The 15,195-nt window shown below is 35.4% G+C and carries 7 protein-coding genes; 6 read left to right on the plus strand and 1 reads right to left on the minus strand.

Annotated features, from left to right (window positions below; translation table 11 throughout):
* Positions 1-282: 282 nt before the first annotated feature.
* A complete protein-coding gene (locus RV14_RS12940; RefSeq protein WP_071854327.1) occupies positions 283-510 on the minus strand; it encodes a nitroreductase family protein in 228 nt (75 codons plus the stop codon).
* Positions 511-876: 366 nt separating this feature from the next.
* Here RV14_RS12940 and RV14_RS00095 point away from each other — a divergent pair, with 366 nt between their 5' ends.
* The 6 genes from RV14_RS00095 to pheT all read left to right on the plus strand — a co-directional run bounded on the left by RV14_RS00095 (position 877) and on the right by pheT (position 15,123).
* Positions 877-2,343, plus strand: coding sequence for a peptide MFS transporter (locus RV14_RS00095; protein WP_071854328.1), 1,467 nt, complete (start codon positions 877-879; stop codon positions 2,341-2,343).
* A gap of 1,365 nt (positions 2,344-3,708) precedes the next feature.
* Complete coding sequence (locus tag RV14_RS00100; RefSeq protein WP_071854329.1) at positions 3,709-7,242, plus strand: PD-(D/E)XK nuclease family protein; 3,534 nt, start codon at positions 3,709-3,711, stop codon at positions 7,240-7,242.
* Positions 7,239-10,955, plus strand: coding sequence for a helicase-exonuclease AddAB subunit AddA (gene addA / locus RV14_RS00105; RefSeq protein WP_071854330.1), 3,717 nt, complete (start codon positions 7,239-7,241; stop codon positions 10,953-10,955). The genes RV14_RS00100 and addA overlap by 4 nt, the downstream gene beginning before the upstream one ends.
* Positions 10,956-11,015: 60 nt before the next feature.
* Positions 11,016-11,357, plus strand: coding sequence for a winged helix-turn-helix transcriptional regulator (locus tag RV14_RS00110; RefSeq protein WP_071854331.1), 342 nt, complete (start codon positions 11,016-11,018; stop codon positions 11,355-11,357).
* A gap of 295 nt (positions 11,358-11,652) precedes the next feature.
* Entirely contained in the window at positions 11,653-12,696 is a 1,044-nt protein-coding gene (gene pheS, locus RV14_RS00115; RefSeq protein WP_071854332.1) for a phenylalanine--tRNA ligase subunit alpha, read from the plus strand.
* A gap of 6 nt (positions 12,697-12,702) precedes the next feature.
* Positions 12,703-15,123: a phenylalanine--tRNA ligase subunit beta gene (gene pheT, locus RV14_RS00120; protein WP_071854333.1), complete on the plus strand. Its 2,421-nt coding sequence runs from the start codon at positions 12,703-12,705 to the stop codon at positions 15,121-15,123.
* Positions 15,124-15,195: the final 72 nt, after the last annotated feature.

Below are 15,195 nucleotides of genomic sequence, written 5' to 3' on the forward strand. Positions count from 1 at the left end.
ATTTCTGAAACAATTTCTAGAAAAGGCTGTTTTTGCCTATTTTTTGATTGTTGTAGTTAAGAATGTTTACGGTAGATTGGAAATATTACTCGCTGAAATAACGGAAAGAGTATCAAGTAAAAAAAGAAATTTCCTAAAACATGAGTAACATCAAAAGGCAGTCCTTGGAAAGAATAAACTCAAAATGAATGTATTGTATTTCTTTTTAAGATTCGAGAGACGATCAAACCGTACAAGATACCAAAAAAGAAGCTCAAAGCGGCTTGACTGATCACGTATTAGCTACAAAAGGAATTTTGCTAGTAAAATGAAAAACAAAACTACTCCGCTAAAGGTAACCATCTGACTGATTGTCCACGTTCCTAGTCCTAGGTATAAATTGAAAGCAGTTGGGCTTTCTTTAATTACTCCTTGAATCCGTGCACTTAATTCGTTAGTTGAAAAAGTGACATTCCGTCTTAAGTCATAGATAGAAGGACGGTTTTGTAAAGCTTTAACGAAAGTTATCATAGTTAAAAATCTCTTTTAGTTATACGATGGATTAATTACACGTACAAGCAAGCATATAACCTTACAAAAAGTAATTAAAATGATATGCTCATAAAAAAATACACTATTTTTTTTTGCAGTTGCCAAAGGGAAAAATATTTTTTTGATTTACGCTTACATCACTGCTATGTAAGTGATCAACTAATTTATAAAAGCAACACAGTATTTAAATTAAAAATCTATGTTTTTTTTATTATCTTTTTATAACCGTTTTTTAGTCTTTTTTATAGAAAATAAGTATATATTTCTTAAATAAGTTTTTTAGATAGATTTTTCAGTTAATATTTATAGTATTTTCTGAAAATTTAAAGAATTGAGGTATGAATTATGGAAAAACAACAAGACAAGGGGTTCTTCGGTCAGCCGAAGGGATTGTCGACGCTGTTCTTCACGGAAATGTGGGAACGATTTAGCTACTACGGCATGCGTGCATTACTGATTTACTACATGTATGATACTGTAACAAATGGAGGGCTTGGTTTACCTCGTGCCTCAGCGTTAGCCATTATGTCTATTTATGGTTCACTTATTTACATGTCCAGTATTGTTGGCGGCTGGGTATCCGACCGTGTACTAGGTTCTAAAAGAACGGTTTTCTTTGGCGGTATTTTTATTATGATTGGTCATATTGTATTAGCGTTGCCTTTTGGTGTGGCTACTTTATTTATATCAATGGGATTAATCATCATTGGAACAGCCTTCTTAAAACCTAATGTTTCAGGAATGGTTGGTCATTTATACTCAAAAACCGACTTGCGACGCGATGCCGGTTTCTCAATTTTTTACATGGGGATTAATCTAGGTGCGATGCTGGCTCCCATTATCGTAGGTACAATTGGGCAAGAGTATAATTACCACTTAGGCTTTTCATTAGCTGCAATTGGAATGTTTTTTGGACTTCTGCAATATGTCATCCAAGGTCGTAAAACATTGGATGGTGTCGGAACGGTTGCGCCTAATCCATTAACGCCAATTGAACGTAAAGGGTTTATTCGTAATTTAGTAGTTGCGTTGATTGTAATTGTAGCGATTTTTGGTGGTGCTCAAGTCACAGGTCATTTGACCATTGATTTTTTCATCAATACGATTAGTGTATTAGGTATTTTATTGCCTCTTTATTATTTTATTAAAATGTTGACTTCAAAAGATGTTTCTGCGGAAGAAAAACCAAAAGTGTGGGCGTATATTCCATTATTTTTAGCAGCGATTATTTTCTGGTCTTTGCAAGAGCAAGGTTCTTCTATATTGGCTTTATTTGCTAGTGAACGAACACAATCGACGTTATTTGGTATGACTATTCCGGCAAGTTGGTATCAGTCATTGAATCCAATCTTTATTTTTGTATTGACTCCAGTATTTGTTGCATTATGGACACGCTTAGGAAATCGCCAACCCTCAACAGTAGTAAAATTTTCTTTAGGTTTATTATTTGCTGGACTCTCTTTCTTATTGCTAATGTTGCCTGGCATGCTTTATGGCACGAGCGGCAAAGTAAGCCCGATGTGGTTGATTGGTAGTTTCTTTATTGTAGTTATTGCTGAATTATGTTTGTCACCGGTTGGGTTATCTGCTACAACAAAGTTAGCGCCTAAAGCTTTTGAATCACAAACCATTGCAATTTGGTTCTTAGCGGATGCTTCTTCTCAAGCAATTAATGCACAAATTGCCAGATTCTATACACCTGCTACTGAATCTACTTATTTTGGTGTGGTAGGTATTATAGCAATTGTCGGAGCCGTTGTATTGTTTGCGATCAAAGAACCAATCAAAAAATTGATGGGATCAATTCGTTAGATTAAATAAGAGTGGGACAATGGTCAGAGAAAAATCTGATGATTGTCCTCTTTTTTAGGTACATAAAAGCACGTATCCATACTATTAAAGTGATGAATCTCAAATTAGAAAGCAAGTACTTGACGTTTAAAATTGCGTCATTCACTAAATTACTTTTCTGCTATAATCGTATTAAGTAATCTTCGAGAAATTGCTAAAAATGAAGCGCAATTGGTTTGCAGTAAGAGAGTCACCTTATGAAAAAAATTTTGATTTTTAAAAAACATAGTCGAGTCGGTTCTTTTGTTGATTGGTATTAATAAGGCGTATCGAATTTTTGATGTAAGACAGATAAAATTACTGGATATGCTAAAAATTTTCCGTGGACGAGTCATTGTCAAAGAGCAATTATTTATTTCCAAGTAAGGCAGATACACCCTTTACTCGACAAAATCTCTAACGGATAATTCATAAATGCGTTAAAAGAGATTGTCCTCACTTCATGTAAAGAATGTTTGACTATTTTTATATAAGAAAGGAGTAAAATCGGTGATTATTCAGTCACTGTTTAATCATTTTTTGTAACAAAAAATGTTATGTTATACTGAGATTACCTAGGAAGACAAAAGTACTGCGGTAAAAGATTGGAATTCTAGCAGCGCACGTAATAGAAAAATTCAAGAGATAAAAAAATGAATGAACAAATAGATTTTAAATTTTCTGATAAATATCAATTATCTCGCAAAATTTCTATCTAATCTGAAGGAAAAGAGCAAGGAAATTTGAAGACTTAAATCCAATTGTTAACGGAAGCTAAAGAATAGATACGATGAAAGAATGAATCAAAATATATCAGAAACAAAAAAGTTCTGCCGTTAGTTCAAAGAATTAAATTATAATAAAGTTTTATCTAAATATTACAATAGTAGTCAATTAATGAATAAAGAGATTGTCATTTATGCATGAAAATTATATTTTGGTATTCGTTGGTATGGATGAGTGAAATTAATACGCCCCACTTTTATTTTGCCATAAACAATAAAATCCCATTTTAATGTTTTTAGAGCTTTTGATAATAAACCTTCGAATATTAGTCGTCTAGTTTCTAATCTTCAATAGATGTTGAAAGTTCTTTGAGAGTAATGATTCTAGTATAGAAAAAATAAGACTATTTTTGAGACGTAAGGTTAAAATCCGTCTTATTTTTTTGAGGATGATGGATTCAGTCTCTTTTTTTGTTCCTAAAGCCTAGAGAAAATCTATTAAGGAAAGGTAGTAAATTTCTAAAAATTAGATAAAAAGAACAAACGTTCAGTTTTTTTGGTATAATCAGTAAGAATTGGTATAATTAACAAGAAATTGAAATTAACGGATAAGGAGAAAAATATGTCGCTACAATTTATTCTCGGAACAGCTCGAAAAGACCACTCAACTGCTTTGATCAATGAAGCAGTAGAATGGCTAGCAAAAGGCAAAAAACATCAAGTCTTTTTTCTTGTCCCTAACTATAATAAATTTGAACAAGAACAAGAAATTCTAACACAGTTACGTAAAAAAAGTGGAAAATCATCTTTTAGCACAATGAATGTTCAAGTGTTTAGTTTTTACCGACTTGCTTGGTATTTACTCCAGCAAACGACTTTATTATCTGGAAAGGAACTCTCAGAATCTGGTTCTGCGATGATTTTTCGACAGATTTTAGAAAAAAATGAAGAGCATTTAACTATTTTTCGTGGAGAAATCCATAAAAAAGGTTTTATTCAACAATTGCAAGAACTTTATACTGAGCTACGTATTGGAAATATCTCTGCGGAAGATTTAGTTTTTTCTCAAACAACGGAATCGTTAAAAGAAGAAAATCAGCAATTGAAATTGAAAGATTTACACTTGATATTTACTGCTTTTGAAGAAGAACTGTATCAACGTGCTTTGCAATCAGAAGACGTGTTGACTATTTTAGCTAATTATATGCAGACACAAGAGCTAACAGAAGTTAAATTCATAGTTAGCGGATTTACTCGTGTTAATGCACAAGAGTATCATTTACTGCAAGTAATGATGGAAAAAGGTCATTTGCTGCTTGACTTATTGCTTGACCGACCTTATACTACCACGCTGCCTGAAGTATTAACTTTATTTTATGAAACAGGAAAATTATATTATCAACTGTTTCATTGTGCAAAAGAACGAAAAATACCTGTTTTAGTGGATAAATTCGCACCCTCACGTATGTTACCGGCCGTTCTTCAACAATTGCAAATAATGTGGGAAGAAACTTCAAGTAATAAAAAAAGCAAAACTGTACAATTGGCTCAGCAAGCATCCCTAAAATTATGGGAAGCAGAAAATGCTACCGAAGAAGTCCGACAGCTAGCAGTTGAAATTAGACGGTTAGTCAGTGAAGAGCATTATCGTTATCGTGATATTCAACTTTTAACAAAAGATATGGGGCTTTATGGCAACCTGTTGAAACCTGTTTTTAAAGAGATGGCAATTCCTTATTATATTGATGAAGAACAGCTCATGGAAAATCATCCCTTGATTGAATGGATAAATAGTTTATTTTCACTTGATCGTTATGGGTATCGTTTGAATGATCTCATGCGTTTTTTTAAAACAGAATTGTTCATGGATGAAGTAAGTGAAAGAATTGATCTTGAAACTTGGCGCAAAAAAAGAAATCAGTTTCGGGAAAAGTTAGATGTGACTGAAAATGTAGCACTTGCCTACAATTATCAAGGCACCTACTGGACAAGAGAAACAGATTGGCACTTTGTTTCTTATGATTTTGAAGCAAAACAGCTCGAAGATGTCCAATCCTTAGAAAAACGTTCCAATGAAATCAGACGTTTTTTTAAAGAAAGAGTACCAATATTTTTTGAAAAAATAAAGAATTGTCAAATAGGAAAAGAAGGAGCTACCGTCTTTTATCAATTTTTAGTAAATAGTGGGGTACAACAGCAGTTAGTTTTTTGGCGCAACCAAGAAATCGAACGAGGAAATTTAGCGTCAGCTCGAAACCACGAACAAACGTGGGGAGCTTTAGTGGATTTACTAGATGAATATACGTTAATTTATGGCGATGCTAAGTTTGATTGGTCCTTATTCCAAGAACTTATAACCAGTGGGCTTGAAAATTTAAGCTATGGGAAGATTCCTACGGCGATTGATCAAGTTCGGGTTAACCGTTTAGAGCTTGTTCGACCTAATCAAGCAAAAGTGACGTTTGCTGTTGGACTAAACGATCATGTATTTCCTGATTGTAAAGAAACAAAAGGATTATTATCTAGTGAAGAACGAGAACATTTAAATGCTCGTTTAACAGAAGAAAAATTTTTATTTGATCCTGCAAAAGAAAGCATGTCATTTGAGCCTTTGCAAGCGTATCTAGTTTTTGCTTCTGCTACTGAGCGACTGTATTTAAGTTACGCACAAAGTTACGATACGAATATACTGAAAATTTCACCTTATTTGCAACGGATTATAAAGTACCTATCTGTGCCCGTCGAAAGAAAAGAATCGCTCATCTTAGAGAGTGATCCAAGTTGTTACGTGGGAACGTATCGAAGTGGCGTCAATACGATTAACCACGTCTATCGTTTAGCTAAAGAGGAGAAAAAACCGCTGCCTGTTTATTGGCGTGAATTAAGAGAAAGGATTTTACAATCTCGTTGGCGAAACTTTGCTTTACAGATTTTTGAAAGTCAGGATCATATGAACGTTCCGGTTTCCTTACCAAAAAAAATAGCAGAAAATCTTTATGGTAAAGAAATTTATACATCAATTTCTAGATTAGAGAATTTTTATAATTGCGAGTTCAAATATTTTGTGCATTTCGGCTTAAAATTAAAAGAACGAATGGTTTATGGATTAACTCCAGCCGCTACAGGCGATTTTTACCATGAATCATTGGATCGTTTCTTTAAATTACTATTTTCAAGCCAATGGTCGTTAGTGGAGATGACTGAACAGCAACGAAAAGAATTTACAGAAAAAGTCTTACAAGAAGTATTTGGTGAATTACGTTTTGAGATTTTAGATCATTCAGCTCGTATGAATTACATTCGTTATCAATTGGAGCAAACTATTCAAAAAGTAGTCTGGGCTTTACAAAAACAAAGCAGAAATACTGGAATGAAACCATTACAAACGGAAATATTGTTCGGGCAAATCGCAGGATCCCAAGGCATTCCCGGACTGGAGTTGCCATTAAATAATGGAGGAAAGTTACACGTTCGTGGAAAAATCGATCGAGTAGATGTCGCTGTTGAAAAAGAAGACACGTGGCTCAGTGTGGTAGATTATAAATCCAGTAGTCGTTCGTTTGATGTGACGGAAGCTTATTATGGAATGGCCATGCAACTGTTAACGTATTTAGATGTGGCTTTAATGGATGCGGTGAGACTTACTGGGAAAGTCGCAGTTCGTCCAGCCGGTTCATATTACTTGCATGTGCATAATCCTATTTTGACTGATCCTCATGAAGTTGAAAAAACGACATTAAAGAAATTTAGTTACGACGGCATTTTTGTTGATGAACCGCAATTATTAGAGATATTAGATCATTCATTGGAAGCAAAAGAAAATTCACTGATTTATCCTGTGAAAAAGAATGCGAAGGATGAATATCAAAAAGGAAATTTTAGTAAAGAAAAATTCTATACAGAAGAAGAACTTCAACTTTTTATGACACATAATCGAGACAACATGCGTTTAGCTGGAGAAAAAATTATGTCTGGTGAAATTAAGCTAAATCCAGCATATAAAGACAAGGAACGTCTTGCTTGCCAATTTTGTCCGTTTAGAAGTATCTGTACGTTTGATGTCATGCTCAAAGAAAACAATTATCATCGATTAGAAAAATTGAATAAAGAAGAGGCACTGAAAAGAATCATAAAAAGGAGTGAGGAAGAAGAATGAACCGTATTCCTTTGAAACCAGAAAATGAACGATTTACTGATGAGCAATGGCAAGCTATTTTTGATCAAGACGATAACTTGCTGGTTTCTGCTTCGGCCGGTTCCGGTAAAACTACAGTGCTCGTCCGACGCGTCATTGAAAAATTAAAAATGGGCGTGAATATTGATGAATTACTGATCGTTACGTTTACGGAAGTAGCAGCAAAAGAAATGAAAGAACGCATCCAAGAGGCGTTACAAGAAGCGGTGAATAGTGAAAGTGATTTACTCAAACAACAGCATTTTACAAAGCAGCTTATTTTATTGCCAACTGCCAACATTTCAACTTTGCATGCTTTTTGCTTGTCTGTTATTCAACGGTTTTACTATTTAATTGGCATGGATCCTGTTTTTCGTATGTTAACGGACGAAACCGAGACGATCTTGATGAAAGAAGATGTTTGGGATGAATTAAGAGAATCTTTTTACGCAGAAAATCGTGAAGAATTTTTCCAATTAACGATGAATTTTTCCAATGATCGTTCGGATGAAGGTTTGACGGAGCTAGTTTTTTCTCTTTACGAATTTGCTCGAGCAAATCCTGATCCAAAAAATTGGCTAGATCAACTCGCAGAAAATTATCGTTTAACAGACGGGTTGGCTCATTCTCCTTTATATCAAAATCAACTTCGGCCTCTTTTGCTTGCTGATATGGTGAAATGTATTCAGTGGTATGAAGAAATGTTTGCCTTGGCACAAGGTGAAGGGTTGGAAAAAATGCAGGAACAAGTGGCAGAAGAAAAAACTAAAATTCAGCAAATTTACGAATATTTATTACAAGATCAACTTTCAAAAGCTTATGCCGAATTGAAATCTTTAACTTTTTCAACGTTTAAAAGTAGTCGAAAAGTTGAACTAAAAGAGCGTTCGGCAAAAGTGAAGCATTACAGAGATCAGGCTAAAAAAATCATTCAACAAATCGAGAAAAATTATTTTCCTCTTCCTCCCGAACAAATGGAAAAACGAACACAAAAAGCTGCTTTATTGATTGAAGAAATGACAAAAGTAACTAAACAATTTATGGCTGGCTTCAGTCTGCGTAAAAGAGAAAAAGGCGTATTGGATTTCAATGATTTAGAACATTTTGCTTTACAAATTTTGACCAAAAAAACGGTTGAAACTTGGCTTCCAAGCGAAGCATCTGATTATTATCGTAAACAGTTTAAAGAAGTCATGATTGATGAATATCAAGATGTCAACCAACTGCAAGAAGCAATTCTTTATTGGCTGAGAAATCCAAACGCTGCAAAAGGTAATATGTTTATGGTAGGAGATGTAAAACAGTCGATTTATTCTTTTCGTTTAGCCGATCCGAGCTTGTTTATTGAAAAATATGAAGCTTTCTCAAAAGAAAACGGAGGCCGACGGATCGTTTTATCAGAAAATTTCCGGTCGCGCAAGGAAGTTTTAGCTTTTACTAATTTGATTTTTCAACAGCTTATGGATCCAGTTGTTGGACAGATTGCTTATGATGATGCTGCACGGTTGGTTTTAGGTTTTCCTGATTTTCCAGAAGTCCAGAAGTTTGAACCAGAAATTTTGATTTATGAAAAAGAAGAAGTTGCCCCACAACTGCCTATTGATGAGAACTTAGAAGATAAAACAGAAGGTGAAATTTTTATGACGGGGTTAAAAATTCGGGATTTAATCGATGGCAAATGGTTGATTTATGACAAACAGAAAAAACAAGATCGCCCTGCCACTTATAAAGATATCGTTCTTTTAACTCCGACAAAGAAAAATAATTTAACTATTTTAGAGATTTTTAAAACACTTGATATTCCTTTGGAAATTAATGATGCACAAAATTATTTTCAATCAACAGAACTTCGCACAATGATCGCTTTGTTGCAATTGATTGATAATCCTTATCAAGATATTCCCTTAGTTTCTGTTTTGCGCTCACCTATAGTTGGTCTAATTGAGCCGGAGCTTGCGCAAATACGGTTAGCTGATCGAGTCCATACGTATTATGAAGCGGTGCTTGTTTATCAATCAGAAAACAAGGATGAACTAGCAAATAAATTAATTCATTTTAATGAACAGCTTGAAAAGTGGCGAGAATTTGCTCGTCGTTCGTCCATTACAGATCTTTTATGGGAAATTTATTTTCAAACGGGTTACTTGGAGTATGTGGCAGGGTTACCGGCAGGAGCGCAAAGGCAAGCCAATTTATACGCCTTAGTTGACCGTGCCAAGTCTTACGAGCAGAGTTCCTTCAAGGGACTGTATCAATTCGTTCGATTTATTGAAAAAATGCAGGAAAAAGACAAAGATTTGGCAGAACCACTGATCACATCTAAAGAAAATGCCGTTCGAGTGATGACGATTCACGCAAGTAAAGGATTGGAATTTCCGATTGTTTTTTTATTAGATATGACCAAACAATTTAATTTGCAAGATTTAAGAAAAAGATACGTGTTTGAAGAAAAGTTAGGGGCAGGTATTCGTTATATGGACCCTGAGACTAGAGTGTTGTACGACACCCTTCCTTATCAAGCAATCAAATTAGCCAAACAAAATAAATTATTGTCAGAAGAAATGCGAAAACTTTACGTCGGCTTAACACGAGCTGAACAAAAGTTATTTATTGTAGGTTCTTATAAAAACAAAGAAGATACATTGAAAAATTGGGGGGAAGCTTCTGACCAATTAAACTTAGTGCTTGATCCAACGATTCGACTAAAAGGGAAAAGCAGTTTAATGAATTGGATTGGTTTTAGTTTGATGCGGCATCCATTTATGCGATACTATTATGATGAAGTAAACGTTTTTTCTGAGTTGAAAACATTCGACCAGCCATGTTCTATTATTTGGATGAATCAACAAACGATGTTAGAAAAAAGGCAGCAGTTCTCTAATGAAGAAAAGCTGGCATTAGAAATTAATGAAGCCGATCCGACACCTTTAGCAGAATCTTTAATAAGACGTTTAGATTATCGTTATCCCTTTAAAGAATCTACTCAAACGACAAGCTATCAATCAGTCTCGGAAATTAAGCGATTATTTGAGGACCCAGATGATACGCTTGATACAAAACTTGTGTGGAAAAGCAGTGAAACACGAGGATTGAACCGTCAATTCCGTTATACTCAAGATACGTTTGCACAACCGCGCTTTTTGCAAAAAACACAGAAAATATCAGCTGCAGCAGTAGGAACAGCAACACATGACTTGTTGCAATTATTACCTTTAGAAAGACCAACGAATGAATCAGTTCAAGCTTTATTAGATGAATTAGTTGAAAAACGACTGGTCGATCAGGAAGTTGCTAAAAAAGTGGACATTTCTGCTATTCTTTGGTTTTTTGAAACAAAACTGGGAAACAATTTAATTAAATATAAAGAGTTCGTGAAGCGGGAACAACCATTTTCAATGCTTTTGCCAGCAGAACGTGTATTTAAACAATATCCGAGTGAAGAAGACGAATTGTTGATTCACGGAATTGTGGATGGTTATATTGAATTTCCGGAATATATTCAATTATATGATTTTAAAACTGATTTTATTTCAGATGTTAAGAATCAAAAAGTCGTTGAAGCTGTCAGTCAAAAATATAGAGGGCAGTTAAATTTATATCAGCAAGCCTTGTCAGAATCCTTAGAAAAACCTGTGAAGGACATTTTTCTTGTGTTGCTTGGAGGAAAGAAAATAATAAACATGAATAATAAGTGAGCAACTGCAACTTACACTTTATAAGTAATATGCTATACTTTTAAAAAAGAGGTGAGTAAAATGGAGCGAATACAGACAGAATTCACGTTATGTCCCAAATTTGAAAAAACTTTTTCGATTTTAGGGAAAAAATGGAATGGATTAATTATTGATGTATTGCTTGAAAATGGTCCGCAACGCTTTGTTGAGCTCTCGGCTAAAATACCTATGGTGAGTGATCGTGTTTTAGTGGAACGTTTAAAGGAACTAGAAAAAGAAAAAATTATTACAAGAAATCTTTCTTGCAAAGAGTCTAGTCGTTCAGAATATCGGTTGACTGAAAAAGGTGCGGATCTTCAAAAAGCCATTCTTCAATTGCAAGCATGGAGTAAAAAATGGGTTTCTGAAGAAGAATGTTGTTGATTTTGTCCATTAAATCTTGTAAACTGACAATATGTAAATAGAAAAAGAACAATGACGAAAAAGAGTAATTTGGCTAAACCAGTTCAGGGAAATCTGTCGTAGACTGCAAGCAGATTCTGTGTTTGAAAAATGAAGTTCACTTTCTGAGTTCGTCTGATTGATTTCAGACCGGCAAGCTGTCGTTAAACAAGTAAGTGTACGGTTTTCACCGTAAATTAGGATGGTAACGCGAAGACCTCGTTCCTTAGTAGGAATGAGGTCTTTTTTGCATTTAAAGTTGAAGGAGGAAATAGAAATGTCTCTACAAGCTCAGCTAGAAAGCTTGAAAGAAGTGGTAATTGTTAAAATTATGGCTGCACAAGATTTAAAAGAACTAAATCAGTTACGTGTAGAAACGTTAGGGAAAAAAGGACCCATTACCGAAGTTTTACGAGGAATGAAGGATTTAAGTCCAGAAGAACGACCAAAAGTAGGTAGTTTTGCGAATGAAATTCGAGATTTGTTGACTACAGAAATTGAACGGAAAAAACAAGAATTAGAAGAAACTGCCTTACAGGCTGCATTAGTAAAAGAAACAATTGATGTAACTTTGCCGGGTCGCCCAATAAAGAAAGGCACGCGCCATATCTTAACGCAAATTATGGAAGAAATTGAAGACATCTTTATTGGCATGGGGTATCAAATTGTAGAAGGATATGAAGTTGAATCTGACCATTATAATTTTGAACGGATGAATTTGCCAAAAGATCATCCAGCTCGAGATATGCAAGACACATTTTATATTTCTGAAGACATATTAATTCGTACGCATACTTCACCTGTTCAAGCACGCACGATGGAAAAACATGATTTTTCAAAAGGAGCGTTAAGAATGCTCTCTCCAGGAAAAGTCTTTCGCCGTGATACAGATGATGCAACACATAGTCATCAATTTCATCAAATTGAAGGATTGGTGGTGGATAAGAATGTTACGATGGGAGATTTGAAAGGAACATTAGAAATCGTCATGAAAAAAATGTTTGGGGAAGAACGTGAGATTCGCTTGCGTCCAAGTTATTTTCCATTTACTGAACCGTCTGTTGAAGTAGACGTCAGTTGTTTTAAGTGCGGTGGAGCTGGCTGTAATGTCTGCAAGCATACTGGTTGGATCGAAATTTTAGGAGCAGGTATGGTTCATCCTTGTGTGTTGAAAATGTCAGGAATTGATCCAGAAGAATATGCGGGATTTGCTTTTGGCCTTGGTCCGGATCGAGTGGCAATGCTGCGTTATGGTGTCAATGATATCCGTCATTTTTATCAAAATGACTTGCGTTTCTTAAGTCAGTTTAAAGGGGAGTGAAAAAATATGTTCGTTTCATATAAATGGTTAAATAAATATGTTGATTTATCCGCTGTTACACCAAAAGAGTTAGCCGATAAACTTTCAGTGACTGGAATTGAAGTCGAAGGGATAACGGTTCCTGAAGAGGGATTAAAAAAAATTGTCGTGGGTGAAGTGATGGAATGTGTTCCACATCCAGATTCAGATCATTTATCCATTTGTCAAGTTGATGTTGGTGAAGAAGAATTATCTCAGATCGTTTGTGGTGCTCCCAATGTAAAGGCCGGCATTAAAGTAATTGTTGCTTTACCTAATTCACGTATTGCTGGCAATGTAAAGATTAAAAAAGGCAAAATGCGTGGACAAGTATCAAATGGAATGATTTGTGCTTTACAAGAAATCGGCTATTCAGATAGTGTAGTTCCTAAAGAATATGCAGAAGGTATCTATTATCTTCCTAAGGAGGCTGTAAATGGTGAATCAGTTTTTTCTTATCTAGATATGGATGATGCAATCATTGAATTATCAATTACACCCAATCGAGCGGATGCACTATCTATGCGTGGGGTAGCTTACGAAGTTGGGGCAATTTATCGACAAACGCCAAAATTTACTGATGAAACATTAATAGAAGTGCCTCGTAAAGCTTCAGATAAGATTCATGTAACTGTAGAGGATCAAACATTAGTTCCAGCTTATCAAATCCGAATGATTGAAGGCGTAACAGTTCAACCAAGTCCGCAATGGTTACAAAATCTTTTAATGAATGAAGGCATTCGACCAATTAACAATGTGGTAGATGTGACGAATTATATTTTGCTATTATTTGGACAACCTTTACATGCGTTTGACTACGATCAATTAGCTTCTAAGGAAATTGTTGTGCGTCCTGCTAAAAAAGCAGAAACGATTGTAACGTTAGATGGAGAAACGCGTACGCTTACATCAGAAAATCTTGTTATTACGAATGGAAAAGTTCCAGTTGCTTTAGCCGGAGTGATGGGGGGACTTGACTCAGAAATTACTAGTGCCACAACGACCGTCGCGCTAGAAGCTGCGTTGTTTGATCCGCTTGCGATTCGCCGTACGGCTAAGCAATTTAACTTAAGAAGTGAGTCTTCTGCTCGTTTTGAAAAAGGAATTAACCAAGAAACTATTTCCAAAGCTTGCGATGTGGCAGCCGCAATGATTGTTTCATTAGCAGGCGGAGAAGTCCTTGAAGGAGCAGTGAAAGGGTCAGATTATCAAGTAAAAGCGGTAAGTGTTTCCATCACGTTGTCTCGGATCAACCGTTATCTTGGTACTAAATTAACGATCAAAGAAGTAAATGAGATCTTTAAAGCACTGGGATTTGAGTATCAAATAGAAGGAGAATACTATACAGTGATCGTTCCACCTCGCCGCTGGGATATCCAAATTGAGGCAGATCTTGTTGAAGAGGTTGCTCGAATCTACGGCTACGATCGTTTGCCTTCTACTTTGCCAAGTGGTGAAACGGTCTTAGGGAGTTTAACCTACAAACAGGCAGCAACTCGTAAAGTTCGAAATTTACTAGAAGGCAGCGGACTAAGTGAAGCCATTAGTTATGCATTAACGACCGAAGAAAAGTCTCGTCAGTTTAGGACGAAAAAGTCAGTAGTTACTCGATTAGACTGGCCGATGAGTGAAGAACGTTCGGTATTAAGAATGAACATCGTTAGTGGTTTGCTTGACAACGTGAGTTATAATGTTGCAAGAAAAAACTTAAATGTTGCATTATATGAAATTGGTCGGATCTTTCATCAAGAAAATGATCCATTCACTCATTTACCACAAGAAGTAACACATGTCGCTATTGCATTGACTGGTGTTTGGCAAGAAAAAAGTTGGCAAAATACAGATGAAGCAGTTGACTTCTATACGATAAAGGGTCTTTTAGAAAACTTATTTGAACAGTTAAATCTTTCAGAAGAAATCACTTATCAAGCGACTGCTAAGATAAAAGAACTGCATCCAGGAAGAACGGCTGAAATTTACCTAGGAGAAAAATGTATCGGATTTGTGGGACAAGTCCATCCAAATATGGCAAAAGCATATGATATACCGGAAACCTATGTAGCAGAATTCGACTTAGCCGTGATCATTGCTGCTTCGCAAAAAGAGATGAGTTTCCAACCCGTCACCAAATTTCCTAGTGTGATACGTGATATTGCGATGTTAGTCGAAGAAAAAATTACAAATCAAGAAATTCGAACAGCTATTCAAGAAGCAGCTGGTAAGTTTTTAACGGGGATCCAATTATTTGATGTTTACCAAGGAGAAAACATTGAATCAGGCTATAAGTCAATGGCTTACAGCTTAACGTTTGAAAACCCCGAAGCCACGTTGACAGATGAAGAGATTCAGCGCGCGATGATAAAAATTGAAAAAGCCTTAAATGATACCTTTAAGGCACATATCCGCTAAAAAGAACAAATGAAGAATAAAAAATGACTAAGACGCTTCTTACGACTTAGTCATTTTTTAGCTAACCGAAAA

Source organism: Enterococcus ratti, from assembly GCF_001886195.1.
GTDB classification, from domain to species: domain Bacteria; phylum Bacillota; class Bacilli; order Lactobacillales; family Enterococcaceae; genus Enterococcus_B; species Enterococcus_B ratti.